Origin of the sequence: Rhizobium sp. WSM1274, from assembly GCF_025200775.1 — a bacterium.
In the GTDB taxonomy this organism is placed as follows: domain Bacteria; phylum Pseudomonadota; class Alphaproteobacteria; order Rhizobiales; family Rhizobiaceae; genus Rhizobium; species Rhizobium leguminosarum_I.
In genome coordinates this window covers 1,112,926-1,136,925 of sequence record NZ_CP104138.1, presented here as the reverse complement: position 1 = coordinate 1,136,925, position 24,000 = coordinate 1,112,926, and the positions used below count along the sequence as shown (strand labels likewise).

At 60.9% G+C, this 24,000-nt stretch carries 26 protein-coding genes and 2 tRNA genes; 11 read left to right on the top strand and 17 right to left on the bottom strand.

Annotated features, from left to right (window positions below; all coding sequences use genetic code 11):
* Positions 1-47 precede the first annotated feature (47 nt).
* The 3 genes from N2600_RS05790 to zwf all read left to right on the top strand — a co-directional run bounded on the left by N2600_RS05790 (position 48) and on the right by zwf (position 4,029).
* Positions 48-1,322 carry a hemolysin family protein gene (locus N2600_RS05790; RefSeq protein ID WP_260298392.1) on the top strand — a complete coding sequence of 425 codons (1,275 nt, stop codon included), beginning with the start codon at positions 48-50 and terminating at the stop codon, positions 1,320-1,322.
* 113 nt (positions 1,323-1,435) lie between these two features.
* Positions 1,436-2,206 carry a trans-aconitate 2-methyltransferase gene (tam, locus tag N2600_RS05785; protein WP_260298391.1) on the top strand — a complete coding sequence of 257 codons (771 nt, stop codon included), beginning with the start codon at positions 1,436-1,438 and terminating at the stop codon, positions 2,204-2,206.
* Between the two features lie 314 nt (positions 2,207-2,520).
* Complete coding sequence (zwf, locus tag N2600_RS05780) at positions 2,521-4,029, top strand: glucose-6-phosphate dehydrogenase (protein ID WP_260298390.1); 1,509 nt, start codon at positions 2,521-2,523, stop codon at positions 4,027-4,029.
* Positions 4,030-4,063: 34 nt separating this feature from the next.
* On the opposite strand, the gene N2600_RS05775 is transcribed toward zwf, so the two are convergent.
* The 3 genes from N2600_RS05775 to N2600_RS05765 form a co-directional block, all read right to left on the bottom strand.
* Complete coding sequence (locus N2600_RS05775) at positions 4,064-4,351, bottom strand: hypothetical protein (protein ID WP_222386169.1); 288 nt, start codon at positions 4,349-4,351, stop codon at positions 4,064-4,066.
* A 130-nt stretch (positions 4,352-4,481) separates the two neighbouring features.
* Complete coding sequence (locus tag N2600_RS05770) at positions 4,482-4,937, bottom strand: NUDIX hydrolase (protein WP_222386168.1); 456 nt, start codon at positions 4,935-4,937, stop codon at positions 4,482-4,484.
* Between the two features lie 97 nt (positions 4,938-5,034).
* A complete protein-coding gene (locus tag N2600_RS05765; protein ID WP_260298387.1) occupies positions 5,035-5,427 on the bottom strand; it encodes a hypothetical protein in 393 nt (130 codons plus the stop codon).
* A gap of 227 nt (positions 5,428-5,654) precedes the next feature.
* On the opposite strand from N2600_RS05765, the gene N2600_RS05760 reads away from it, so the two are divergent.
* The 6 genes from N2600_RS05760 to N2600_RS05735 all read left to right on the top strand — a co-directional run bounded on the left by N2600_RS05760 (position 5,655) and on the right by N2600_RS05735 (position 12,947).
* Entirely contained in the window at positions 5,655-7,220 is a 1,566-nt protein-coding gene (locus tag N2600_RS05760) for a helicase HerA-like C-terminal domain-containing protein (RefSeq protein ID WP_222386167.1), read from the top strand.
* 313 nt (positions 7,221-7,533) lie between these two features.
* Entirely contained in the window at positions 7,534-9,129 is a 1,596-nt protein-coding gene (locus N2600_RS05755) for an ABC-F family ATP-binding cassette domain-containing protein (protein ID WP_260298386.1), read from the top strand.
* A 175-nt stretch (positions 9,130-9,304) separates the two neighbouring features.
* Positions 9,305-9,374: transfer RNA gene (locus N2600_RS05750), tRNA-OTHER, on the top strand.
* Between the two features lie 275 nt (positions 9,375-9,649).
* Complete coding sequence (locus tag N2600_RS05745) at positions 9,650-10,912, top strand: hypothetical protein (protein ID WP_128439261.1); 1,263 nt, start codon at positions 9,650-9,652, stop codon at positions 10,910-10,912.
* A gap of 37 nt (positions 10,913-10,949) precedes the next feature.
* Positions 10,950-11,042, top strand: a tRNA-OTHER gene (locus N2600_RS05740).
* Between the two features lie 384 nt (positions 11,043-11,426).
* Positions 11,427-12,947, top strand: a complete 1,521-nt coding sequence (locus N2600_RS05735; RefSeq protein WP_260298384.1) for an ABC-F family ATP-binding cassette domain-containing protein — start codon at positions 11,427-11,429, stop codon at positions 12,945-12,947.
* Between the two features lie 197 nt (positions 12,948-13,144).
* On the opposite strand, the gene N2600_RS05730 is transcribed toward N2600_RS05735, so the two are convergent.
* The 3 genes from N2600_RS05730 to N2600_RS05720 form a co-directional block, all read right to left on the bottom strand.
* Positions 13,145-13,924 carry a VOC family protein gene (locus N2600_RS05730; protein WP_260298383.1) on the bottom strand — a complete coding sequence of 260 codons (780 nt, stop codon included), beginning with the start codon at positions 13,922-13,924 and terminating at the stop codon, positions 13,145-13,147.
* 77 nt (positions 13,925-14,001) lie between these two features.
* On the bottom strand, positions 14,002-14,469 hold the full coding sequence (locus tag N2600_RS05725; RefSeq protein WP_260298382.1) for a DUF1579 domain-containing protein: 468 nt from the start codon (positions 14,467-14,469) through the stop codon (positions 14,002-14,004).
* A 30-nt stretch (positions 14,470-14,499) separates the two neighbouring features.
* Complete coding sequence (locus N2600_RS05720; RefSeq protein WP_260298381.1) at positions 14,500-15,228, bottom strand: DUF899 domain-containing protein; 729 nt, start codon at positions 15,226-15,228, stop codon at positions 14,500-14,502.
* Between the two features lie 88 nt (positions 15,229-15,316).
* On the opposite strand from N2600_RS05720, the gene N2600_RS05715 reads away from it, so the two are divergent.
* Entirely contained in the window at positions 15,317-15,763 is a 447-nt protein-coding gene (locus N2600_RS05715) for a MarR family winged helix-turn-helix transcriptional regulator (RefSeq protein ID WP_260298380.1), read from the top strand.
* Between the two features lie 295 nt (positions 15,764-16,058).
* Here N2600_RS05715 and N2600_RS05710 read toward each other — a convergent pair whose 3' ends face one another.
* On the bottom strand, positions 16,059-16,481 hold the full coding sequence (locus N2600_RS05710; protein ID WP_003546481.1) for an organic hydroperoxide resistance protein: 423 nt from the start codon (positions 16,479-16,481) through the stop codon (positions 16,059-16,061).
* Between the two features lie 338 nt (positions 16,482-16,819).
* Between N2600_RS05710 and N2600_RS05705 the strand changes: the two genes are divergently transcribed.
* Positions 16,820-17,308, top strand: coding sequence for a MarR family winged helix-turn-helix transcriptional regulator (locus N2600_RS05705; RefSeq protein WP_017963463.1), 489 nt, complete (start codon positions 16,820-16,822; stop codon positions 17,306-17,308).
* Between the two features lie 54 nt (positions 17,309-17,362).
* Here N2600_RS05705 and N2600_RS05700 read toward each other — a convergent pair whose 3' ends face one another.
* The 10 genes from N2600_RS05700 to N2600_RS05655 all read right to left on the bottom strand — a co-directional run bounded on the left by N2600_RS05700 (position 17,363) and on the right by N2600_RS05655 (position 23,913).
* On the bottom strand, positions 17,363-17,587 hold the full coding sequence (locus N2600_RS05700; RefSeq protein WP_017963462.1) for a hypothetical protein: 225 nt from the start codon (positions 17,585-17,587) through the stop codon (positions 17,363-17,365).
* Positions 17,588-17,813: 226 nt separating this feature from the next.
* Positions 17,814-18,053, bottom strand: coding sequence for a 30S ribosomal protein S21 (rpsU, locus tag N2600_RS05695; protein WP_003546477.1), 240 nt, complete (start codon positions 18,051-18,053; stop codon positions 17,814-17,816).
* A 74-nt stretch (positions 18,054-18,127) separates the two neighbouring features.
* Complete coding sequence (locus N2600_RS05690; RefSeq protein WP_017963461.1) at positions 18,128-18,412, bottom strand: hypothetical protein; 285 nt, start codon at positions 18,410-18,412, stop codon at positions 18,128-18,130.
* A gap of 164 nt (positions 18,413-18,576) precedes the next feature.
* Complete coding sequence (locus N2600_RS05685) at positions 18,577-18,786, bottom strand: cold-shock protein (RefSeq protein WP_260298885.1); 210 nt, start codon at positions 18,784-18,786, stop codon at positions 18,577-18,579.
* Positions 18,787-19,068: 282 nt separating this feature from the next.
* Positions 19,069-19,803: a L,D-transpeptidase family protein gene (locus N2600_RS05680; protein WP_260298378.1), complete on the bottom strand. Its 735-nt coding sequence runs from the start codon at positions 19,801-19,803 to the stop codon at positions 19,069-19,071.
* A gap of 176 nt (positions 19,804-19,979) precedes the next feature.
* Complete coding sequence (locus N2600_RS05675) at positions 19,980-20,786, bottom strand: L,D-transpeptidase (RefSeq protein WP_260298376.1); 807 nt, start codon at positions 20,784-20,786, stop codon at positions 19,980-19,982.
* A gap of 142 nt (positions 20,787-20,928) precedes the next feature.
* Positions 20,929-21,138 carry a hypothetical protein gene (locus N2600_RS05670; RefSeq protein ID WP_260298374.1) on the bottom strand — a complete coding sequence of 70 codons (210 nt, stop codon included), beginning with the start codon at positions 21,136-21,138 and terminating at the stop codon, positions 20,929-20,931.
* A gap of 65 nt (positions 21,139-21,203) precedes the next feature.
* Entirely contained in the window at positions 21,204-22,124 is a 921-nt protein-coding gene (locus N2600_RS05665; protein ID WP_260298372.1) for an alpha/beta hydrolase family protein, read from the bottom strand.
* Complete coding sequence (locus tag N2600_RS05660) at positions 22,121-22,291, bottom strand: hypothetical protein (protein ID WP_162118049.1); 171 nt, start codon at positions 22,289-22,291, stop codon at positions 22,121-22,123. The genes N2600_RS05665 and N2600_RS05660 overlap by 4 nt, the downstream gene beginning before the upstream one ends.
* Positions 22,288-23,913: a cisplatin damage response ATP-dependent DNA ligase gene (locus N2600_RS05655; protein WP_260298371.1), complete on the bottom strand. Its 1,626-nt coding sequence runs from the start codon at positions 23,911-23,913 to the stop codon at positions 22,288-22,290. The genes N2600_RS05660 and N2600_RS05655 overlap by 4 nt, the downstream gene beginning before the upstream one ends.
* Positions 23,914-24,000: the final 87 nt, after the last annotated feature.

The following is a 24,000-nucleotide window of genomic DNA, read 5'->3' as shown; positions in this document are numbered from 1 at the left end:
CTTCGCCTGATAAATGCGGCATTACAACCTCAACGAATAGGGTCCCTGTGTTTCTGGAAATTGGAATTGTGGCGTTTCTCACCATCCTGAACGGTGTGCTCGCCATGTCGGAGTTGGCTGTTGTCTCTTCTCGAACGGCCCGCCTGAAAGTTCTCTCCGACAATGGAAGCAAGGGTGCAGCTCAAGCGATCAAACTTGCCGAGAATCCCGGTCGTTTTCTCTCTACGGTGCAGATCGGCATCACGCTGGTCGGCGTTCTGTCCGGGGCTTTCTCAGGGGCCACGCTCGGCGGCCGCCTGAGCGGCTGGCTGGAGGCCCAGGGGATGTCATCGACGGCGGCTGATGCCATGGGCGTCGGTTCAGTCGTTGTGGCAATCACATATCTTTCATTGATCGTCGGCGAACTTGTTCCCAAGCAGATTGCATTGCGGGAACCCGAAGCGGTTGCGGCCAAGGTCGCACCCGCTATGGCGGTACTTTCAAAAGTCGCGCTGCCACTCGTGTGGCTTCTCAACGCCTCCGGAAATCTTGTGCTTAAGCTCTTGGGCCAAACAGGAAAAGGCGGCGACAATGTCTCTGACGCAGAGATCAAAACCGTTCTGGCCGAGGCGCAGTCGGCCGGCGTGATCGAAAGCGAAGAGTCCGCGATGATATCAGGCGTCATGCGGCTGGCGGACCGCACTGCGCGAGCGCTTATGACGCCCCGGCGGGACGTCGAAATTATCGATATTGACGACAGCCTTGATGACATTCGGACCCAATTGCACGGGACGAAGCGGTCGCGGTTGCCCGTTCGGAAAGGCAGTTCGGACGAGGTGATCGGCATCCTTCCGGTTAAGGACTTCTACGACGCGATGTCCGAACACGGCAGTGCCGACATCAAGGCTCTGACGCAAGAGGTTCCGGTGGTTTCGGACCTTTCGACTGCCATCAATGTTATTGAATCCATCCGGAAATCGCCCGTTCACATGGTGCTGGTTTTCGACGAGTACGGCCACTTCGAGGGGATTGTTTCGTCAGGCGACATTTTGGAAGCAATCATGGGGGCTCTCCAGGAGGGACCTGTCGATGAACAGGCCATCGCTCGTCGAGACGACGGCTCCTACCTCGTGTCGGGCTGGACGCCGATTGACGAGTTCGCTGAATTCCTAAACCTCAGGCTCGATGGCGATCTGGAGTATCAGACTGTCGCTGGCCTGGTGCTGGAAGAGTTGAAACATCTGCCGGAATTGGGCGAGAGCTTCACGAGAGATGGATGGCGCTTCGAAGTCGTCGATCTCGACGGGAGGCGCGTGGACAAAATACTTGTGTCGGCTGAGTGAGGCTTCGTCGCCAACGACTTTGCCGATGAGGCCATCAATCTCGACGGCCGCAACATCGACAAGATCCGCATCCGCCACATGGAAGATGTGGCCTGACAGCAGGAGCGAGCATCATGGCATGGTCCGCCAACCAGTATGTGAAATTCGAGGACGAGCGCACGCGACCGGCGCGTGACCTGTTGGCACAGGTGCCGCTGCAAAACATTCGTCATGCCATCGATCTCGGCTGCGGCCCGGGCAATTCGACCGAGCTGATCATCCGGCGCTATGGGGCCACCGGCGTCTCCGGCGTCGATAGCGACATGAACATGCTGGAGGCAGCGCGCAAGCGGCTTCCAGGTACTGTCTTCGTCGAGGCCGATCTCACCCGCTGGCAGCCGGCCGCACCCGCCGACCTTTTGTTTGCCAATGCTGTCTTCCAATGGCTTCCCGATCATCTCGATATCTTCGACCGGCTGATGGACGGGCTTTCCGAAGGCGGCGTGCTGGCCGTGCAGATGCCCGACAATCTCGGCGAACCCTCACATCTGGCGATGGAGCAAACGGCGCATGCCGGCCCGTGGAAGACTGCCTTCGAGGCGAAGAGCGTGCGCCGCAAGGTGCTGCCGCCACCGTCCACCTATTACTCCAGGCTGATCGCCAAAGCTTCACGCGTCGATATCTGGCACACCATCTACAATCACCCGATGGCGGATGCCGCGGCGATCGTCGAATGGGTGAAGGGAACCGGTCTGATGCCCTATCTCGGCAATGCCGGCGAAAAGCATCGCGACGCCTTCCTGGCGGATTATCTGGAGCGGTTGGAAAAGGCCTATCCAAAGATGTCGGACGGACGGGTGCTGCTGCGGTTTCCTAGGATTTTCATGGTGGCGGTGAAGGGGTAAAGCCGGCCGCTGCCGGCATGTCCGGTTCGCGCCGATGGTAGCCCTCACCTAAACCTACCGTGTGGCTTGCCCCTCACCCTAACCCTCTCCCCGTAAAAACGGGGCGAGGGGACGTGGCCCGCGAGAGGCTGGCGGGGAACGGAGAGGTCGCGGCATATCCCCTTCGCCCCGCCTGCGGGGAGAAGGTGCCGGCAGGCGGATGAGGGGCGGCCGAGAGCGCCAGAGGATGTCAAATGCCTGTTACCCCTCACCGCCTATGTTGCGGCAAAGCCGGCGCGCAGTATAGTCGGCCGGAAAATCCAAGGAGATGACACATGGACGCTGCCCCTACCCCGCCGGTCACTCTCGTCATCTTCGGCGCCACGGGAGATCTGACGCGCCGGCTGCTGGTGCCGGCGATCATCAATCTGACGCGCAGCCGCCTCGTCGGCGAGGATCTCCACATTCTCGGCATCGGCATAGAGCCAGGTGACGACGAGTTTCTGCGCGGGCGGCTCGACCAATTCCTCAGCCATCTGGGCGGCGAAGAGCCGACGGTGAAGGACGAGGCCTGGGAGAGCCTGCGCCGGCGCATTTCCTATACGTCCGGGGATTTCACCAAGGACGATATTTTCGTCGAGATCGGCAAGCGGCTGGGGCCGAATGCCAATGCCGCTTTTTATCTCGCGGTGCCGCCATCCTTTTTCGGCACGATCGTCGAGAAGCTCGCCGCCCACGGGCTGACCGATGAAAGCGACGGCGTCTTCCGCCGCGTCGCGATCGAGAAGCCGTTCGGCACCGATCTCGCCTCGGCACAGGCGCTCAATGCGCAGATTCTCGCCCAGGTCGAAGAAAGCCAAGTCTACCGGCTCGACCATTTCCTCGGCAAGGAGACGGTGCAGAACCTGATGACGGCGCGCTTTGCCAATATGATGATCGAGTCCTTGTGGAATAACCGCTATATCGACCATGTGCAGATCACCGCCGCCGAGATCGTCGATGTCGGCAGCCGCGGCAAATTCTATGATGCAACCGGCGCGCTGCGCGACATGGTGCCGAACCATCTCTTCCAACTGCTGGCGATGATCGCCATGGAGCCGCCAAACAGCTTCGATGCCGAAGCAATCCGCAACGAGAAGAGCAAGGTGCTGAAGGCGCTGCGCATCTATACGCCTGAGGAAGCCAAGACGCATGGCGTGCGCGGCGCCTATGGCGCAGGCCCGCTCAATGGCGCCGAGCTTCCGGCCTATCGCGACACAAAGGACATCTCGCCCGACAGCAGGACTGAGACCTTCGTGGCGCTGAAACTCTATGCCGATACCTGGCGCTGGGCCGGTGTGCCCTTCTATCTCAGGACTGGCAAGGCGCTGACGGCGCGCGACACCGAGATCGTCATCACCTTCCAGCCGGTGCCGTTTGCGCAGTTTCGCGAGACCGAGGTCAATAGTCGCCTGCCGCCAAACCGGCTGGTGATCCAGGTGCAGCCCGACGAGGGCATGAGCATGGAAATCTCGATCAAATCGCCGGGGCTTTCCGTCGATACCGTGCCGGTCTCGCTCGATTTCCGCTATGCCGACAAATTCGATATCGCCAAGACGACCGGCTATGAATCGCTGCTCTACGATCTCTTCATCGGCGACCAGACCCTGTTCCAGCGCGCCGACGGCATCGAGGCCGGATGGGCGGCGGTGCAACCCTTCCTCGACATCTGGGCTGAGGATCAGAGCGTACCCGACGCTTACGCGCCGGGCAGCATGGGACCGGCTTGCGCCTACGAACTGATCCAGCGCGACAGGCGGCAGTGGCATGAACTCGGCGTTTTGTTGCATAGAAACGGCAAATAAAGACGGTTCTGCTTTCCAATCCGGGACTATCCCGTCAGCGGCAGGCGTCGCTTAGCGTACCGTTGCGCTCGGCCGCGCGGTACTGACGCGTTCCGGGCCGTGGGCAAGTGGGCCGATCCCGCGGAATGACGACGTTGATGTCACCGGTTTCGACTGGATCGAGTGGAATCATCAGTGCGCCATTGGATTCCGCCCCCGGCACCGTGCCGGGCGGCATACCGCCGAAGCGGCCGCTATAGTCCATATCAGCAAGCGCCTGGGAAAAGGCCGGCGCGGCGAAGCCGAGGAGAATGATCGAGGCTGCTGCGAGAAACATACGCATGATGCTATTCCCTATGGTTTCAGCGATGCGGCAGAAACAGCATTATAACCTCATTGTTCCCAAGGAGCGAACGCAGGCGATCAAAGTTTGGCGATCGGACTACACGGCGTCGAAATGGTGTCGTCTCGGCTCAATCGCGCCAGCGCGACAGCAGTTTGTCGAGGCCTGTCGGATAGAGATCGATGCCGGCGTTACGCAGCCGGTCGCGGCCGAACCAGCGCGCTGTCGCCGCCGTCTCGTCGAGTTCGCAGTAGCGGATTTCGTCGCGTTCATAGAGCGATGCATTGGCCAGTTCGATGTCGGCGGCGAAGATGAATTCGTGACCGGTCGCGCCATGATGCTCGTAGATATTTTCAAGCAGATGCCAGGGGCCGACGATCCGGATATCGGTCTGGAGTTCCTCGCCAAATTCGCGGTGCAGGGCCTCTTCGCGGCTCTCACCGAATTCGATCGCGCCGCCGAGCGGGCGAACGCCCTTGATGCGGCCGCTGTCATCCTCCACTTCAGCCGCAAGGAGCTGATCTTTCCGCCAGGCGAGGCCGATCACCTTCACCCTGATCTGCTGCGATGGGCGCCAGATGGCCATCTGCTCTCCTTCCATAGGGACAGTGCTTGCTTTTCACCCCGGTGTGGCGGGAACAGTGAGCCCCGCAACAAAGCGAGGCTCCTGCCGATCCCTTGTCTCAGACGAACTGGCTGAGGCCCGGGACGGAAGCGACGACCTCGTCGACGACCTCTTCGCCGGCATATTGTTTGGCAATCGCGATGGTTTCCTTGGCAAGCGAGGTGATCTCGCCCATGCCGAAGCCTTCGCCCATCAGCTGCTGGCCGAGCCCCATGATGCCGCCGCCGCCGAGCGAGCTCATCAGCCCGCCGAGCAGACCGCCGCCGCCGGCACCTGCGCCGTTGAACTGGGCGACTAGATCGGCGCCGCCGGGGATCGCTTCGATCATCTTGGCAACCGGGCCATCGGCGGCCTCGCGCTGCAGGAAACCGAGCATCATGCCGAGCGCCTTTTCGGCCAAATCAGGCGCAATACCTACGCGATCGGCGATCTGGGTCACAATTTCATTCATCGTTCAGCCTCCTGTTTTTTTGACGTTAACGTCAGCGTTAATCGAGATTTTGACAGCAACTCAAGCCAGCCCCTCGCCGGGCGCCACTTTGTCCGGTTTTGCTTTCAATGCAAACAGTTGTCCGCATGCGCATGCCTGCTTATAACAGGGAAACGATGGTTCGATGAAGGCAGCAGAAGCAAGCCTTCTCATACAAATGGCGGCAGAGCCCCAAGGGAGCATTCCGGATGATCGAGGAAGGCAAGATTTTCATCGGCGCGAGCCGCAATCCCGATGACAGCATCAACAAGCCGGAATATCTCGACCTGAAATTCGGCAACCGCCACGGCCTCGTCACCGGCGCTACCGGCACTGGCAAGACGGTGACGCTGCAGGTGCTGGCCGAAGGCTTCTCCCGCGCCGGTGTTCCGGTCTTTGCGGCTGATATCAAGGGCGATCTTTCCGGCATCGCCGCCAAGGGCGAGCCCAAGGATTTCCTGACGAAGCGTGCCGAGCAGATCGGCTTCACCGACTATGAATTCGACCAGTTTCCGGTGATTTTCTGGGATCTGTTCGGCGAGAAGGGCCACCGGGTGCGCACCACCATCGCCGAGATGGGACCGCTGCTGCTCGCCCGGCTGATGGATGCCTCCGAACCGCAGGAAGGCGTCATCAACATCGCCTTCAAAATCGCCGACCAGGGCGGCCTGCCGCTGCTCGATCTCAAGGATTTCAGCTCGCTGCTCAACTATATGGGCGAGAACGCCAGCCAACTTTCCAGCCAGTACGGGCTGATCTCCAAGGCCTCGGTCGGCTCGATCCAGCGGGCGCTGCTCGTACTCGAACAGCAGGGTGCGGAGCATTTCTTCGGTGAACCGGCGCTGAAGATTTCCGACATCATGCGCACCAGCAACAACGGCTACGGCCAGATCTCGGTGCTGGCTGCCGACAAGCTTATGATGAACCCGCGGCTTTACGCCACTTTCCTGCTCTGGCTGCTCTCCGAGCTTTTCGAGGAATTGCCCGAGGTGGGCGACCCCGACAAGCCGAAGCTCGTCTTCTTCTTCGACGAGGCGCACCTGCTCTTCAACGATGCGCCGAAGGTGCTGACCGAACGTGTCGAGCAGGTCGTACGGCTGATTCGTTCCAAGGGCGTCGGCGTCTATTTCGTCACACAGAATCCGCTCGACGTGCCCGAAACGGTGCTCGCCCAGCTCGGCAACCGGGCGCAGCATGCGCTGCGCGCCTATTCGCCGCGCGAGCAGAAGGCGGTGAGGACGGCGGCCGATACATTCCGTGCGAATCCGGCCTTCGATTGCGCCACCGTCATCACCAATCTCGGCACCGGCGAGGCGCTGGTCTCGACGCTGGAGGCCAAGGGCGCGCCTTCGATCGTCGAGCGCACGCTGGTGCGCCCACCCTCCGGCCGCGTCGGCCCGGTGACCGATGACGAGCGCCGGCAGATCATGGACAAGAGTCCGGTTCTCGGCGTCTACGACGAGGATGTCGACCGCGAATCCGCCTTCGAACTGCTGGCCGCACGAGCGAAGAAGGCGGCCGATGCCGAGGCCGCCAAGCGAGCCCAGGAAGAAGCGCCTCCGCAGCAGGGCAACTCGACCTCCGGCTGGAACCTGCCGGGCTTCGGCGGCGGCAATGACGATGACAACCAGGGCCGCGGCCAATCGCGCGGCCGGGCGTCCGGCTATCAGCGCGAAACGGTGGTGGAAGCGGCAATGAAGAGCGTTGCGCGCACAGTGGCGACTCAAGTCGGCCGGGCTCTGGTGCGCGGGATCTTGGGGAGCTTAAAGCGGTAGGTCTGCTGACTGCCGTAAGCCCCTCATCCGCCTGCCGGCACCTTCTCCCCGCTCGCGGGGCGAAGGGGAATAGCAGCAACCTCTCCGTTCCTCGCCGACGTCTCGCAAGGCACGTCCCCTCGCCCCGTTTACGGGGAGAGGGTTAGGGTGAGGGGCAACTTCCTACGCCTTCTCTGATCGTTCCCCTTCTTGAACCTTCAGCCTTCATTCCCTAAATTACCTGCCATCGACCATTTCAACAGGATGTGTGCCGCAATGGATTTCAACCCGATCGCAACGCCAGTTCGCCTTGCCAACGGGGACATCCATATCCATGCCTGCATCCATCATTCTTTCTCAAATTTCATGGTCCGCGCCTGACGGGCGGCCGCTTTTTTCCAATCTTGACCTGAGTTTCGGGGCGGAGCGTACCGGTCTCGTCGGGCGCAACGGCGTCGGCAAGACGACGCTGCTCAAGCTCGTCTCCGGGGAACTCCAGTCGCATTCGGGGACGGTATCCGTCAGCGGCAGTCTCGGCGTGCTGCGGCAGAGCGTTCAGGTGACGTCTGACGAAACGGTTGCCGATCTCTTCGGCGTGACCGACGCGCTCGCTATTCTTCGCCGTGCCGAAGCCGGCGAGGCAACGGCCGACGAGGTGGCATCCGCGGACTGGGTGCTGGAGGCGCGCATCGCCGCAGCGCTCAATCGGACAGGGCTCGACGCGCTGCCGGAGACGCCGCTTGCCGTGCTCTCCGGCGGGCAGCGCACCCGTGCCGGGCTTGCGGCGCTTGTTTTCACCGAGCCGGACTTTCTGCTGCTCGACGAACCCACAAACAATCTCGACCGCGAGGGCCGCGACGCGGTGATCGCGCTGATGTCAGGCTGGCGGGCCGGCGCCATCATCGTCAGCCATGACCGGGAACTGCTCGAAAGTGTCGACGCGATTGTCGAACTGACGTCGCTCGGTGCCGCGCGCTACGGCGGCAACTGGAGCTATTATCGCGAGCGCAAGGCGCTTGAGCTCGCAGCGGCACGGCATGATCTCACTGAAGCTGACAAACGCATGGCCGAGGTGGCAAGGAAGGCGCAGGCGACGGTGGAGCGCCAGGCGCAGCGGGACAGCGCTGGACGGAAGATCGCCGCCAAGGGCGGCATACCGCGCATCATGCTCGGCGGCATGAAGGAGCGGAGCGAAACGACCGGCGGCGACAATGCCCGCCTCGCCGAACGCCGGCGCGCCCAGGCGCTGGAAGAGGCAAGGGTGGCGCGCGAGAAGATCGAGATCCTCCAGCCCTTGACGGTCACCCTGCCGCCGACCGGGCTGCCGGCCGGCAAGATCGTGCTGAAGATGGATGGCGTGACATCGGGCTACCAGCCGGGTGATCCCGTCATCCGCAATCTCTCCCTCGACGTGACGGGACCGGAACGTATCGCCGTCACCGGCCGCAACGGCTCGGGCAAGACGACCTTGCTGGCGCTTATTGCCGGCGAGCTGAAACCCTGGGCCGGCACGGTCAACGTCATGACCGACCTCTCGATGCTCGATCAGAAGGTCAGCCTTCTCGATCCGTCGGCCTCGATCCGCGACAATTTTCGCCGGATCAATCCGCTGGCCGATGAAAATACCTGCCGGGCGGCGCTTGCCCGCTTCATGTTCAGAGCAGACGCTGCGCTGCAGGCCGTATCGACGCTGAGCGGCGGGCAATTGCTGCGGGCGGGCCTCGCCTGCGTCCTGGGATCATCACCGCCGCCGCTGTTGATCCTCGACGAGCCGACCAACCATCTCGACATCGACTCGATCGCCGCGGTCGAGGCCGGGCTGCGCGCTTATGATGGGGCGATGCTGGTGGTCAGCCACGACGAAACTTTCCTCAGGAGTATCGGGATAACGCGGCGGCTGGAATTGCCTGTCGGTGATGCTGCGGGATAATTTCGGAATGAGTCGCAGGGAGGCGGCCGGTTGCGTCTGACCATCGGGAGCGCGGTATCCTCCAAGGGGGCGAGACCTCAGCGAAATTAAACTGAGGCTAAATACTTTAGGTTTAATTGCCCAATAGGGGCGGCACCCGAAGGCCAAGGGATGCAGTCGAGAGGGAATGTGACCGTGGCGCGTAGCTCAACTGGTCAGAGTCACACCAAGCGGTGAAGGCTGCGGGTTCGAGTCCCGTCGCGCAGTGAGCGCGAACATTCCCTCTCTCGCCCTCGCTTCAGAACCCGGCTGCTTTCCGAACGGTGCATTACAGTCACTTGATCCCCCATCGGTAAGGTTCGCAGAGCTTATGATGCCTGCAAATCCAGAGGCTGCCCTGGCAGCATTCGCAAAAACCATCTAGCAAACCAACAATCGTAAGCATCACTCCTGTCTACTCACGAGACCATCTGTTTGCGCTTTCCTAAGTCGGCTACTAATCTCAGGTCTCTTACAGAGACGCCTAAAGCGGGTTCGACAGATGACTTCTTCGGTGATCGAAAAGCTAATTCCATACCTCCGCAATGGAGATCGCATACCGCATCGCATTGTTCTCGACGCACTTAACCAAGCAAGCGATAGCCGCCGCGGAGACATGGAGCGGCGGGTCGCTAGAGAAATCTCGACGGAAGCAGGAGACTATCTTCCTAGGTTTCATCTTCTGGATTTTATTAGCGCCAAATTGAGCGACGAGGACTGCCTTCGCGCCGTTACTGAGCGCAAAGTTATCATCGCCAGAATGGAGGACTTGCTTCCGGCAACCTTCGGCTTGCTAGGGGAGATGGAAGCGCGCACGGTAAGCTCCATTGTCGAGCAAGTCTTTGATTGCGCCATTGGATACCAATACATAGAGCGCGCCGCCTACTCGTCGCAGCAGCGAAAAGTTGTCCTAAAGGATGTTTATGCGCTGGTGGATCTTCTGAACCAAATCGAACCGCTGCTGGAACGGTCAGGATGGCATGTCAAGGGGGAGTATGAAGACCATAAGAGAGCAATGGCTCGCATCTTCTCGCGCGATACCTCTGATCTTGCGAGCTTCGGTGAGCTTCGGAAAGAGATGAAAAGTCTGCGACTAGCAGCTGAAGTCGCCCTCTTTCGCGACTCAATTGGCGACGAACCGTTTTTTGTAGGCGACAACAAAGCTCGAACGCACATCGTTGAGTTCGCCTATAATCTGTCTTTGCGCTTTGGCAAACCTAGCTTCGTCACAACTCCAGGCTCCGACTTCTCCAACCTGTGCAGCCTTCTCTTCGAACTAGCCACGGGCACCCAAGATGAGAGCTTGGCCGGTGCTATAAACAGATTTGCCCGAAGCGAACTCAAGGCGCGGATAGATCGCGAGGAGATGCAATTTCGTGATGAGGAGAGCGACGAGGGTGTCGCGCGAAGAGAGGCCGACAATTTTGCGGACGTCAAAGGACGCCTCCTGTCGTTAGATGCATCCAAGGAGCTTTGGCTTCGTATCCTTTCGTCGCGCTCGTGGGACACGTTTTCTGAGGAGCAGATGTCGCTTCGGCTGGCCGATATTAGGAATGAACGCGAAATCGCGGAGAAAACGCAAGGACCGCATTTGGTTTGGGCAAGCCAGATTAGCCCAGCAGTGCACGAGCAGTATCGACAAGAAATAGAAAATCACGAACAGACAACGTTGCGACTGGCGATTAAACTTGGCCTTCTAACGCGTGCGCAGCGCTCTCAACATCCTTTTGGAGAAAGTCAAGGAAGTGGGTCAACACAGCCCTGACCGATTTTCCTAAAGAGATTTCAGGCTGTCATGGCCGCGCAGCGTAGCTCAACGGACAGAGCCCTCGTTTTCTACGTGAAATCCAATGTTCACGGGCGAGGAGATGCGGGTTCAACTCCCGCCGCTGCTTCGACTTGGCCCTCAGGCCTCGGCGCGGCATTCTCCAACCTCCCTCAGCGGCGGCTGATTATGCCAGTGCCTGCACCTCCCTTGCCTCTTTTTGCGGGCAATGTTATTGGATCGCGCAAGCTTTTGAGAAAGGAGGATCACGCAATGCAATATTATTTTCGGTTTAATCGCCAGCGTGGTCCCGTCAACGCCCTGCAAATGCGTTTGCAGGGCTGACCAGAGACCGTTTCTCGACATCTCTTCCTGGTCTGCCCTTCGTGGCCAATGCGACGCTGTAGATGACAGCGCGCATTCCTCTCATTTGCGGGGCTCGAACCGCGCAATCCCGTGATGGCTGAACGCCCCCGGACCACGCTTGATACCCGGTCAAGACCAGAGAACGATCATGACACTCATCAATATCCGCAGTCTCGGCGTGACGCTGGGCAATCCGTTGTTTTCCAAGCTCAATCTCGTCGTCAATGCCGGCGACCGTGTCGGTCTCGTCGCCGCCAACGGCCGGGGGAAATCGACGCTGCTTGCCTGCATCACCGGCGCGCTGGAGCCGAGCGAGGGCGAGATCACCAAAGCGCGCGGGCTGACCGTCGGCCATGTCGCGCAGAATGTGCCGCCTGCCCTTTTCGACACGCCATTCTACGACGCGGTGCTGCAGGCGTTGCCGGCCGATCAGGCCGAAAGCGAGAGCTGGCGGGTCGATGTGGTGCTGGACTCGCTCGAGGTGCCGGAGGCCATGCGCGGCCGGCCGCTCAAACAGTTGAGCGGCGGATGGCAGCGGCTTGCCATGCTTGCCCGCACCTGGGTGAGCGAGCCCGATGTGCTTCTGCTCGACGAGCCCACCAACCATCTCGACCTCGAAAAGATCGCGCAGCTGGAGAGCTGGCTGAATGCGCTGCCGCACGACGTGCCGGTTATCCTGTCCAGCCACGACCGCGCCTTCCTCGATGCGACGACCAACCGGACGCTGTTCCTGCGGCCGGAGCAATCGCCGGTCTTCGCCCTGCCCTACAAACGAGCGCGCGCCGCCCTCGACGAGGCCGACGCTTCCGAAGCCCGGCGCTATGAGCGCGATATGAAGGTGGCGGAGCAGTTGCGCAAGCAGGCGGCCAAGCTCAACAATATCGGCATCAATTCCGGCAGCGATCTGCTCGTCGTCAAGACGAAGCAGCTCAAGCAGCGGGCGGAGAAGCTGGAGGACGCGGCAAAACCGGCGCATCTGGAGCGCTCGGCCGGCGCCATCCGACTTGCCAATCGCGGCACGCATGCCAAGGTGCTGGTGACGCTGGAGGATGCGGCGGTGACGACGCCGGATGGAACGCTGCTGTTCAAGACCGGCCGGCAGTTCATCTGCCAGGGCGACCGCATCGTGCTGCTCGGCCTCAACGGCGCCGGCAAGTCACGGCTGGTGTCGATGCTGAAACAGGCGATCGAAAGACCGGAGATGGCGCGGGACAGCATCAAGGCGACGCCGTCGCTGGTGCTCGGCTATGGCGACCAGGCGCTTGCCGATCTCACCGACACCGACACGCCGATCGGCACGATCATCCGCCGTTTCGATGTCGGCGACCAACGGGCGCGGGCCTTGCTGGCCGGCGCCGGCATGACGATCGACATGCAGGCAAAACCGATCGGCCAGCTCTCCGGCGGCCAGAAGGCCAGGCTCGGCATGCTGGTGCTGAGGTTGACGGAGCCGAACTTCACCCTCCTCGACGAGCCGACCAACCATCTCGACATCGAGGGGCAGGAAGCGCTGGAGAGCGAGCTGATGGCACATGAGGCGAGCTGCCTGCTGGTCTCCCATGACCGCAGTTTCGTGCGGGCGGTGGGAAACCGGTTCTGGCTGATCGAGAGGAAGCGGCTGGTGGAGGTAGAGAGCCCGGAAGGGTTTTTTGCTTCGGTTGCGGGGTGAGGGATGGTGGGATCCGGAGCGTAGTTGTTGTTGACGGTGTACCGTGCAGCGCCCTCATCCGCCCTACGGGCACCTTCTCCCCGCTGGGGAGAAGAGGGAATCGAGACGTCGCCACGAGTCTCTTCTCCCCTCGGGGAGAAGGTGGCGGCAGCCGGATGAGGGGGCCGCACGGCACGCCGCCAACGATGCGCTAAACCCTACCGCTTCGGTGCCACCAGGCAGAAGAAGGCGCCTTGGGGGTCGGTGGCCTGGATGATCCAGCTGCCGCCGGGGACTTCCATCGGGCCGTGGACGACCTTGCCGCCGCCTGATGTGAGGCGTTCGGTTGCGGCGTCGAGGGTCGGCACGATGAAATAATAACACCAGAACGGCATCTGGATGTTTTCCGGCTTGGTCATCATGCCGCCGATCTGCTTGCCGTTATGGGCGAAGAGATAATAGACGCCCATCGGTCCCATATCCATCTCGCTGTCCTTCGTCCAGCCGAACAGCTTGGAATAGAAGGCCAGCGCCTCTTTGCCATTGCCGGCATAGAGTTCGCGCCAGCCGATATTGCCGGGAGCGTCGACGGCCAGTTCCGGCATGGGCTTCTCCATCGGCGCCGGCGTCATGATGCAGAGCACCGCGCCATGCGGATCGGCGACGACGGCGAAGCGGCCGATGGTCGGGATGTCTTCCGGCGGACGGCGGACCGAACCGCCATTGGCGGCGAAATCCTTGGCCGATTGGTCGACGTCGTCGACGTCGACATACCCCGTCCAGTTCGGCGGAATGCCCTTGCCTTCGAGTTCGGCCGGAAATTCCATCAGGCCGGCGACGCCGATGCCGTTCGCCTCGAAGATCGTGTAGGTGGGCATGCCCTCCATTTTCATCTCGGAGGTGGTCCAGCCGACGACCGAGCTGTAGAATTTCGCGGCAGCTGATGTGTCGGGGGTCATCAACTCGCACCAGATGAACTTTCCATGCGTCTCAGACATCATACTCTCCCTATTTCGACGCCCCTCTTCCGAGGCCTCCTATGAGGCCTCTTTTTCGAGGATGGGCGCCGTGATTGTCAGATCCTGCGGGCGTATTGCGCTTCCGTGAACTGCTTCCAGGAGCCATCCGGCTGCCTGGTGCTGGAGATAAAGCTGCGGTGATCGGCATCGACGAAGATGATCTGCTCGCGGTAATCGGCAAGGCCCTCGCCAGTGAAGTCGGGACCTCTCGTATAGAGGTCCAGCACGTTGCCCGACGCGTCGACCTCGCCCTCATAGACCCACATATAATCCATCATGCTGCCGATCCAGCTGCCGATGTACTTGCCTTTTGCGGCGTTGTAGCCAAGCGTCAGGATGCTGGTGGCCTCCTTACCGTCCGGCATGCGGCCGGTTCCTTCGGCGACGAACCAGATGCCGTGCAGCGAGCGGACGGTCTCGGCCCAGGGTTCGCCGCCCGTCATGTCGGGTGCGGTGACGGTCCAGTCGCCAAGCAGTCTCTCCAGGAAGGAATGTTCCTTCAGCACTTCAGCGGTCTTCATCATCTCTTCTCCCTTGAGTGATGGCGGCCTATGTCAGTGACAGCAGGATGGCGCCTTCGGGGCCTCCTCATATTCGTCGTGGCGGCGCACGAAATTCATCGTGCTGTCCTCGTTGCGGCCCTTCGGCGCGCGGTCGAGGATCATCAGGGTTCCGATCAGTTCTTCCGGGCCGCGGGCATAACTCGAATAGGTGTGGAAGACCTCGCCCTTGTCGTTGCGGTAGAAAGCGCTGAGGCCGGGCAGTTCGTCATTGGCATCAGCCGGCTGCATCGGGGTGAAATTGTAGAAGACCTTGTCTTTGGCAAGGTCCTCCGGGCTAAAAGAAACGTGATAATCGAAATTAAAATCGCTGCCGAAGGAGGAGACCCAGGGAAATTTCCAGCCCATGCGCTGTTTATAGGCGACGATCTTATCGAGCGGCGCGCGCGAAACGGCGACCCAGGTGACGTCGTGATGGTTCAGATGCGGCAGGGCGCCATCGACATGATCCGACAGGAAGGAGCAGCCGGTGCAGCCGGCATCCCAATCGGGACCGAGCATGAAATGGTAGATCAGCAGCTGGCTGCGGCCGTCGAATAGATCGGCGAGAGACTTCCTGCCCTCCGGCGTTTCGAAGACATAATCCTTGTCGACCTTCACCCAGGGCAGCGCCAGACGGGCAGCGTTGACGCTGTCGCGCAGCCGCGTCGCCTCCTTCTCCCTTGCCAGCAGGGAACGCCGGGCTTCGAGCCATTCTTCGCGGGAAACAACCTCATTCTGCATGAAATGCGCCCTCCTCCGGCGCTTGCCGGTGAAGCCGGCTCATCTCCTTCTCCTTGACTAATTAGATTGATATCAATAGAAATGGAGCATGTCAAATTCGGTCGAGATTCCCTTTTCCACGACGCTGATGGTGCGCGACACCTGCCTCTGCCTGCATGTGCAGCGGGCGGCGCGCGCGCTTGCCCGGCTGTTCGACGACGCGTTGAGGCCGGCCGGCCTGACCAACGGCCAGTTTTCGCTGATGATGTCGCTGAACCGGCCGGAACCGCCGCCGATGGGACCGGTCGCCGCCCTGCTCGCCATGGACCAGACGACGCTGACAGCGGCGCTGAAGCCGTTGCAGCGCAAGGGTTGGGTGAAGGTGACGGAGAACCCGAGGGACAGGCGCGGCCGGCTGCTGAGCCTCACCACTGAGGGCAAGGCGGTGCTGGCAATGGCGCTACCGATCTGGCAAAGCACGCATGCGATGATCGACGGGGAGCTGCCGGAAGGCGGCGCCGCCCGACTGCGGCAGGATCTGCAGGCACTGTCATGAATGACGATAAAAACGCCGAAGCCGGCCAGGCTGAACGCCGACCTCGTCACAGCGGACAGGTAACGGCCGAATAGAGCAAGCCGATGGCCATCCAGTTCGCGCCGATGGCTGCCCCTCACCCTAGCCCTCTCCCCGTAAAACGGGGAGAGGGGACGTGCCCTGCGAGAGGTAGCGAGGGACAGAGAGGTCGCGGCATGGTCCCGTCGCCCGTTTACGGGGAGAAGGTGCCGGCAGGCGGATGAGGGGCCGGTGTCGGCGAAGGCCCTCTCCCCGCATGTTGCTGGAAACGCCTGGATCAGGCTACGGTGACCGGGACCTCGGTCGAGGTGCGCATGGCGTGGCTGTAGGGGCAGACGATGTGGGCTGCGGCTGCGAGCTTTTCAGCGGTTTCGCGGTCGAGGCCCGGAATGTTCACTGTCAGCGCCACTTCGATGCCGAAGCCGCCGCCATCTTCACGCGGGCCGATCCCGACTTTGGCGGAGACCGTCGTATCTTCCGGAATCTTGACCTTCTGCTGACCCGCGACAAATTTCAATGCACCGAGGAAGCAGGCAGAATATCCGGCAGCGAAGAGCTGTTCGGGATTGGTGCCGGTCGCACCGTCGCCGCCGAGTTCCTTGGGAACAGTCAGGGTCACGTCCAGAACGCCGTTTTCGGAAACAGCGCGGCCTGCGCGGCCGCCGGTGGCAGAGGCTTTGGTCGTATAGAGAATAGGCATGACGATCTCCTTTGGTTGGCCCTTCGATCGGGTTGGATTTTTAATATCGCACAATTAAATTGTACGCAAGTGAATTTTGCAAATTGCATTTCGAATTCGAAAGGAGGACAATCCGGCCTTAGAACAGGATGATTTTAAGCTGCATCGGCCTAAAATCTGAATCCTGTTCTAAATTAAAGAGTTAGAGCACGATGCCGCCCGAAAACCGCGCACACTTTTCGGCATCATGCTCTAGAGCAATTCCAACAAAACTGCGCAGCGGTTTGCGCCCGGAATTGCGTGAAAACAAAGGGATAGAGGATTTCCGTGATTCGAAGAAAAATGGAAATGCTCTGGGGATGATGGATATGAGAGCGCAAACGACGAAGACGATGGAGATACCGGAAGAGGAGAAGCGGCTGGAAAAGCAGTTGTGCTTCGCGGTCTACGCGACGGCGCATGCCTTCACCCGAGCCTACAAGCCGATCCTCGACAGGGTCGGCCTGACCTATCCTCAATATCTGGTGATGCTGGTGCTGTGGGAACGCGGCGAGTTGCCGGTGAAGATGATCGGCGAGCAGCTCGACCTCGATTCCGGCACGTTGTCACCGCTGCTGAAACGGCTGGAACAGGGCGGGCTGATCAAGCGCATCCGCGACCTGCGCGACGAACGGCAGGTGATCGTGTCGCTGACCCCAAAAGGCCAGGCGATGAAGGGAGAGATCGATACGATCATGACGGCGATCGGGCAAGCCGCAGGCTGCACGCTTAAGGAAATGGCCGAGATGCGCGACATGCTGCATCGGCTGCGGGGTAATCTCGGGCGGACCGGCACGGGCGACGGCTGAACGCATCACCCGTTAGAGCCGGCACCCGGTAGAGCCGGCGGGCGCGCCGAGAGATCAGGGCTGCGGCTTAGCCGGCGACCGGCGCTTCTTTGCAGGCGCCACCTTAGGTTCGGCTTCGGCCTCCTGCTGCAAGCGCAGCGCCTTCAGCTTCTCCGTCTTCTTGTCACGGGCCGATGCCTCGGCGGCGATGATGGCGCGCGCCGTGTGATCGGTCGCTTCCGCCTTGTCGCGAGACGAGAGCTTGGCAGGATTGAAGAATTCTCCCTTGGTGGCGGTCATGTGCCCCTTTCCCAGGTGATGGCGGCGCTGTCGCATAATTCCTTAAATCGGAATCGGTTCAAGGAATTATGCAAAAATTCGAAGTGCTACAGCGCCCTTTGCGCGCCTGAAAAGACGCGCGGCGCTGCAAGCCATGGCTCGACGGCAGAAACCATGGCTCACGGCTGAACCGTGATTGCACGGTTGGGCCGTGATGCCACGGTGGGGCCGTGATGCCACGGCCGGATTAGCGGGTCGGGCGGAGAACCTTCTTCGGTGCCGGCAGCAGACCTTCGCGCTGCAGCTTCTTGCGGGCGAGCTTGCGCTGGCGGCGAATGGCCTCGGCCTTTTCGCGCGCGCGCTTCTCGGACGGCTTCTCAAAGGCGCTGCGCGCCTTCATTTCCCGGAACAGGCCTTCCCGCTGCATCTTTTTCTTGAGCACGCGGAGCGCCTGATCGACATTGTTATCTCTGACGAGTACCTGCAAAACGATATCCTTCCTGTCGCGGCGGCCGCCGCACTGTCCAAATTAAAAACCCGGGCCAAAATAAAAACCCGGGACTACTTCCCGATTTTGATGCTCGAAAACTTCAGCCAGGGCTCGGCGCCGTCGGACTTGGCCGCCGCCTCGGGGGAAGCCCTCGACGGAGTTTCACCGGTATCGATGTCGGCCTCAGTGATGCGGCGCTCGAAATTCTCTGCGTCGAACTGGACGCGATATTGCACATGCCCATGGTCGTTGGGCAGGATGCTGGAGATCCGGCACCGCTTATCGGCTTTCGCCGTGCGGGTGAGGCCGGACTTCAGCACGATCATGTCGCCGACTTTATAGTTTTGTCTGCCCATTTCAGCGTTCCTTCGACTCTTCGGCTGCTCAATCTGTCGCTCACAAGGCCTGCGCAAAGCAAAAAGGCCGGGCTCGAACCCGACCTCTTCCAGTCACTCAGCCCGCTGCCAGTTTGGTCAGCCCGCTGCCAGTACATCCGTGGTCAGCGTAGGCGAATGACAAATTATTCGGCCTGAAGATTGTCAGCCGAATTCTTGCCGGACTTCTTGTCACGGACGAGATCGTAGCGGATCTTCTGACCTTCAACGAGTTCGCGCATTCCGGCGCGTTCAACCGCTGAGATATGGACAAAAACGTCCGTAGAACCATCATCGGGCTGAATGAAGCCAAAACCCTTGGTGCCATTGAACCACTTGACGACGCCTGAATTCATAACGATCTCCTTTTCAACCGTTTGTGTTCGCCTGCGGAATAATCCCCGACAAGCCGTATCGATGTTGAGAGGATATCTGACGGAGCGCTCAAGCGCGTGGACAAAGGTCGCAAGCAATTCGATACGCACCATGTAGGATATTTACCGAATTAAGCAATGGTATTTCGGAAAATAATTCTCTTGCGGGCCCAAAATGAAGCTCTTGCCCGGGGCAAAGCAAGTACCTGCCCGGGGAAAAGGGATTGGTCCGAGGCGGCCGGATCGCGACCGCCTCGGTGAAAATTACTGCCAGACGACGATCGGCGCCTTTGTCGGAACGCGGTCGTAGAGATCGATGATATCCTGGTTGAGCAGCCGCACACAGCCCGACGAGACGGCCTTGCCGATCGAGGGCCAGTCCGGATTGCCGTGCAGGCGGTAGAGCGTGTCCTCTCCATTCGAGAAGATATAGAGGGCGCGGGCGCCGAGCGGGTTCTTCAGGCCCGGCTCCATGCCGCCGTTGTCGATCGAATATTTGACGAGTTCCGGCTGGCGAGCGACCATCTCGTTCGGCGGCTTCCAGCGCGGCCATCTCTGACGCCACTGAATGACGCCCGACCCCTGCCAGGCGAAACCCTCGCGGCCGATACCGACGCCGTAACGCATTGCCATGCCGTCGCCCTGGACGAGATAGAGGAAGCGTGACGGCGTATCGACGACGATGGTGCCGGGGGCCTGGCCGGTAGGATCGACGACGCGCTGGCGATAATAGCGCGGGTCGATCTGTTCGTAGGGAACAGCGGGAATGAGAAACCCGCCGTCCTCGACGGGGCCATACATGACGGCAAGCTCGGCCCCGCTCGGTACGCTCGACGTTTCCGGCGACTGGAACAGGCGCATGGGCGAACGATAAATGATCGTTTGATCGCCTGATGTCACGGTGTTGGCCGAGGAGGCGCAGCCGGAAAGCGCGGAGGCTGCGGTCAACGCCGAAAAGGAAAGAAAGCTACGGCGGGAAAGATGTCTATCGAAGCTCATGACGCGGGACTGATTTCCTTTGATACGGGAAGCCGGACGAGACATCGGCTAAACCGATGATTCGTTCAATGCCGGTAACGACAATAGGAAATCTATCGGCTTGCGCTAAATAAACCATAGCTTCACGCAGACGTGTCCGACCCGGAGTGGACGATATGGGCCGCGCTGTTGCAGCGCTACATCACAACGATCTCGGCCCTGGCAGGAATGCGGTTATAAAGATCGATGACATCCTGGTTCAGCATGCGTACGCAGCCCGACGAGGTGGCCTTGCCGATCGACTGCCAGTCGGGGGTGCCATGGACGCGGTAGAGCGTATCCTGCCCGTCCTTGTAGATATACATGGCGCGCGCGCCGAGCGGGTTCATCAGCCCCGGATTCATGCCGCCATTCTCCGCCCCGAAGGGACGAACCTCAGGCTGGCGCGAAACCATTTCGACCGACGGTGTCCAGCGCGGCCATTTCTGCTTCCACTGGATAACGCCACGGCCGGACCAGGCGTAACCGTCGCGGCCGAGGCCGACGCCGTAGCGCATCGCCTTGCCGTTGCCCTCGACGAAATAGAGGAAATGCGCCTTGGTATCGACGACCACGGTGCCGGGACGCTCGGCTGTCTGATAATCGACCTCCTGGCGCAGGAACTGCGGCTGCACGCGGCTGACCGGGATTGCCGGCAGGGTGAAATCCTCGTCACGAAGCTCACCATACATCGCCATATGCACGGGATTGGTAACCGGCAGGCCGTAGGTCTGGTTGAACTGGGTCTGGTAGAGCTCGCGCGTCTGCGGCACCGGCTGATCGGGGATCGGCCGCACGCGGCGCGGATCGACGCCGGGCGGCTGATAGAAGACCGGCGAGATTTCCTGGACGAAGCGGGCGGGCGAATCGGCGGCGACATCGGGAATCAGGATGTTGCAGCCGCTCAACGACGCAACTGCAATCACGAGCCCGGCAATCGGGAAGACCCGGCGCAGAAAATTCATGGAACCACCCTTATCAACGATCGGCAGACAGCGATATCTGCCGGAACGATGGCATCCGCGGCTGGCGCGAGGCTGGTGTTGAGGTGGGAAAGCCGGGGCTAATGCATGTCGCCGGAAGTGCGCAGCCGAAAGCGGCCATGCCTCAAGGCCATCCCCACTGCCCAGCTAAACTTCCTGCGGCGGCAAACGCGCCAAACAGGAGCATCAGCGGAAGAATCCGCTTTGCATACCAGCCATGTTCGGCCGGAGTCATTTTCATCACGTCGCGACGGCTCGCGATGGCCGGAAGTGTCAGCCAGAGCACAACGAAAAACGTCACGGCTGCTGCGCCAAAGAATATGTTGCTAGTCATGATCAGAGACTACAACTTCCGCGAAATTCATCAATGCGGCGATGGCTTTAAGGCGGCGGCAAGATTCAGGCCGCCACCCCATGGAAAAAGCGGATGCTCTGTTCGATCTCGGTCGGCAGCGCCGAGGTGTGGTTGCCGGCGACGGTTTCAGTCTCGATCTGAACGCCGGCGCCGCGGGCGCGGCGGGCAAGCAGATCGGCGCGATCGTTGAAATGCGGCTCCTCCGTACCGTGGACGACACGGACCGGACATTTGAAGCTGTGGGCGTAGCACAGCGCCGAACGCACCTCGAATTCATGCGTATTGCTGTCGTCGAAGCGGATATCCTGCGGATAGCGGTTGAAGAAGCGGAAGGCGTCGGGGTTGCCCGAAATCGGCGCGGCGGCGCGGAATTTATGGGTAGTCATCGCCGTCAGCATGGTCAGCGTGCCGCCGATGCTGTGGCCGGCGATAAACAGGCGTTCGGGATCGACACCCGGCAGATGCGCCAAGCGCTCGGTGGCAGCGAGCACGTCGTCGACCTCGTCGTAAAATCCGGAGAAATTGCCCATCTGGCCGTTTTCGCCGCGCAGCGACGGCATCATCACGACATAACCGGCATCCATATAGGGTTTCATCAGCTGCCAGTGGCCGATGCCCATGGCATTGCCGCCATGCAGGAAGAGCACGGCAGGCTTGGCGGCGCGCTCGCGCTTGTATTTCGAGACCCAGGCCGCCAGTTCCAGCTCGCCGTAACCGGAACGGTAGAAGATCTTGTCGGCATCGGCAGGCGCATTCAGCGATTCGTATTTGTCGGGCGCCGGGCCCTTCTGCAACAGCTTGGTGCGGAAATGGTGGCGGACCTTGGCGTAGTCGTGCTTGGCAAGGCGCGGCTCATCCGGGACATCGAAAGCTGCCGCCATGCGCGGCAGGACAAGTGCACCGGCAAGACCCGCCAGAACGGCACGGCGTTGATGGAGAAAGGAATTTTGTTCACGCGAGCTCATAACGCAGCATCCATCATTTCCCCGGCCATTCTAAATGAGCATGATGCTGTCCGAAAACCGCTTACACTTTTCGCCATCATGCTCTGGAAAATCTGCACCGGAAGATCGCTGCCGCCAATACACATCGTGTTGAAAATATTGCCCTGCGTCATTTTGCGCAGCATCACGCCGGCTTGGCCTCGATCATGGCGATCAGCGTGCGCAGCCGGTCTGCCTCGTAGGAGGGTTTGTCGGGGCGAAGGCGGGCGATGCGGGGGAAGCGCATGGCGACCCCCGACTTGTGCCGGGTCGAGCGGTTGATGCCCTCGAAGGCCACTTCGATGACGAAGCCGAAATCCTTATCGGCGCGCACGGCCCGCACCGGGCCGAAGCGCTCGGTGGTATTGTCACGCACGAACTTGTCGAGCACCTCGAGTTCGGCATCGGTGAAGCCGAAATAGGCCTTTCCCACCGGCACCAGCTGTTCGCCGTCCTGGTCATCGGCCCAGACGCCGAAGGTGAAATCGGAATAGTAACTCGAGCGCTTGCCGTGGCCGCGCTGGGCATACATCAGCACCGCATCGACATTATAGGGGTTACGCTTCCACTTGAACCAGGGACCCTTCATGCGGCCCGCCTGATAGACGCTGTCGCGGCGTTTGATCATCACCCCTTCGATGACCGGATCAGGCGGGGCGGCACGCAGAGCGTCGAGTTCTTCCCACGACGAGAACGGCACGAGCGGCGAGAGATCGAAACGGTCATGGGGGGCGCGATCGATGATCTCGGTCAGCCGGTCGCGGCGATCGACATAGGTAAGACCGCGAATATCTTCCTCATCGTCGAAGAGCAGGTCATAGGCGCGGATGAAGGCGGGGTAATCGCCAAGCATCTTCGACGTCACCGTCTTGCGGTTCAGGCGCTGTTGCAGGTCGGAGAAGGTGCGGGTCGGGCTGTTGGAGCGGGCAGTGCCGCCGACAAGCATTTCGCCGTCGACGACACCGGAAAAATTGATCGCGTCGAGAACATCGGGAAAGGCGCCTGAAATGTCGTCGCCCGAGCGGGAATAGATCTTGCGCCTGTCGCCGGAGCGGGAGAGCTGGACACGGATGCCGTCCCATTTCCATTCAGCGGCGTAGTCGGCCGGATCAAGGCCGGTAAGGTCGCCCTCCTCTACTGCATTGGCGAGCATGACGGAATGGAAGATCGCCGGTGTGGCAAGCACCGGTTTTTCGCCGCCACCTGCCAGCCATTCGAACAATGTCTGATAAGGCGGCTGCAGGCCGTGCCAGAGGGTTTCGATCTCGGTGACGTCTTTATCGCCGAGATCGGCCAGCGCCTGCTTGGCGAGGCGGGCGGAAACGCCGATGCGCATGGCGCCGGTCGCCAGCTTGATGAAGGCGAAACGACCGGACGGATCCAGCCGGTCGAGCAGGTCGCGAACGAAGCTGCGCACTTCTGTGCGGCCGAGCGCATTCATGCCGGTAACGACCTCGCCGAGACGCGGCTGGGCGAACGCCGAACGGTCGATATCCCTTTCATTGTCCCAGACAAGCGAGATGGTTTCGGCGAGATCACCGACATAATCATAGGAATAGCGGAACAGCACCTCGTCCATGCGCTCGAGTACCAGCTCGCGCAGCATGGCGGGCTTGACGTTGCGCACCTCCAGCGTGCCGGCGATGGCGGCAAGGCCATAGCCGCGGTCGGGATCCGGCGTGTCGCGGAAATAGTCGGTCAGAAGCTTCAGCTTGCCGTTGCGGCTGGGGGTGAGCACCAGGCGGTCGAGGAGATCGGCAAAGGCTTTCATGGGTGCCTCCCGACTCTTGAGGAAGCCCCCTCCCCAATGGCGTATGGAAAAGGCCCCTCCCCAACCCCTCCCCACAAAGCGGAGGGA

What these genes read in the sequence shown, in the direction of transcription:
- tam (WP_260298391.1), top strand. Translation starts at nt 1,436, where the DNA reads ATGGCATGGTCCGCCAACCAGTATGTGAAATTCGAGGACGAGCGCACG.
- zwf (WP_260298390.1), top strand. Translation starts at nt 2,521, where the DNA reads ATGGACGCTGCCCCTACCCCGCCGGTCACTCTCGTCATCTTCGGCGCC.
- N2600_RS05775 (WP_222386169.1), bottom strand. Translation starts at nt 4,351, where the DNA reads ATGCGTATGTTTCTCGCAGCAGCCTCGATCATTCTCCTCGGCTTCGCC.
- N2600_RS05770 (WP_222386168.1), bottom strand. Translation starts at nt 4,937, where the DNA reads ATGGCCATCTGGCGCCCATCGCAGCAGATCAGGGTGAAGGTGATCGGC.
- N2600_RS05765 (WP_260298387.1), bottom strand. Translation starts at nt 5,427, where the DNA reads ATGAATGAAATTGTGACCCAGATCGCCGATCGCGTAGGTATTGCGCCT.
- N2600_RS05760 (WP_222386167.1), top strand. Translation starts at nt 5,655, where the DNA reads ATGATCGAGGAAGGCAAGATTTTCATCGGCGCGAGCCGCAATCCCGAT.
- N2600_RS05755 (WP_260298386.1), top strand. Translation starts at nt 7,534, where the DNA reads ATGCCTGCATCCATCATTCTTTCTCAAATTTCATGGTCCGCGCCTGAC.
- N2600_RS05745 (WP_128439261.1), top strand. Translation starts at nt 9,650, where the DNA reads ATGACTTCTTCGGTGATCGAAAAGCTAATTCCATACCTCCGCAATGGA.
- N2600_RS05735 (WP_260298384.1), top strand. Translation starts at nt 11,427, where the DNA reads ATGACACTCATCAATATCCGCAGTCTCGGCGTGACGCTGGGCAATCCG.
- N2600_RS05730 (WP_260298383.1), bottom strand. Translation starts at nt 13,924, where the DNA reads ATGTCTGAGACGCATGGAAAGTTCATCTGGTGCGAGTTGATGACCCCC.
- N2600_RS05725 (WP_260298382.1), bottom strand. Translation starts at nt 14,469, where the DNA reads ATGATGAAGACCGCTGAAGTGCTGAAGGAACATTCCTTCCTGGAGAGA.
- N2600_RS05720 (WP_260298381.1), bottom strand. Translation starts at nt 15,228, where the DNA reads ATGCAGAATGAGGTTGTTTCCCGCGAAGAATGGCTCGAAGCCCGGCGT.
- N2600_RS05715 (WP_260298380.1), top strand. Translation starts at nt 15,317, where the DNA reads ATGTCAAATTCGGTCGAGATTCCCTTTTCCACGACGCTGATGGTGCGC.
- N2600_RS05710 (WP_003546481.1), bottom strand. Translation starts at nt 16,481, where the DNA reads ATGCCTATTCTCTATACGACCAAAGCCTCTGCCACCGGCGGCCGCGCA.
- N2600_RS05705 (WP_017963463.1), top strand. Translation starts at nt 16,820, where the DNA reads ATGATGGATATGAGAGCGCAAACGACGAAGACGATGGAGATACCGGAA.
- N2600_RS05700 (WP_017963462.1), bottom strand. Translation starts at nt 17,587, where the DNA reads ATGACCGCCACCAAGGGAGAATTCTTCAATCCTGCCAAGCTCTCGTCT.
- N2600_RS05690 (WP_017963461.1), bottom strand. Translation starts at nt 18,412, where the DNA reads ATGGGCAGACAAAACTATAAAGTCGGCGACATGATCGTGCTGAAGTCC.
- N2600_RS05685 (WP_260298885.1), bottom strand. Translation starts at nt 18,786, where the DNA reads ATGAATTCAGGCGTCGTCAAGTGGTTCAATGGCACCAAGGGTTTTGGC.
- N2600_RS05680 (WP_260298378.1), bottom strand. Translation starts at nt 19,803, where the DNA reads ATGAGCTTCGATAGACATCTTTCCCGCCGTAGCTTTCTTTCCTTTTCG.
- N2600_RS05675 (WP_260298376.1), bottom strand. Translation starts at nt 20,786, where the DNA reads ATGAATTTTCTGCGCCGGGTCTTCCCGATTGCCGGGCTCGTGATTGCA.
- N2600_RS05670 (WP_260298374.1), bottom strand. Translation starts at nt 21,138, where the DNA reads ATGACTAGCAACATATTCTTTGGCGCAGCAGCCGTGACGTTTTTCGTT.
- N2600_RS05665 (WP_260298372.1), bottom strand. Translation starts at nt 22,124, where the DNA reads ATGAGCTCGCGTGAACAAAATTCCTTTCTCCATCAACGCCGTGCCGTT.
- N2600_RS05655 (WP_260298371.1), bottom strand. Translation starts at nt 23,913, where the DNA reads ATGAAAGCCTTTGCCGATCTCCTCGACCGCCTGGTGCTCACCCCCAGC.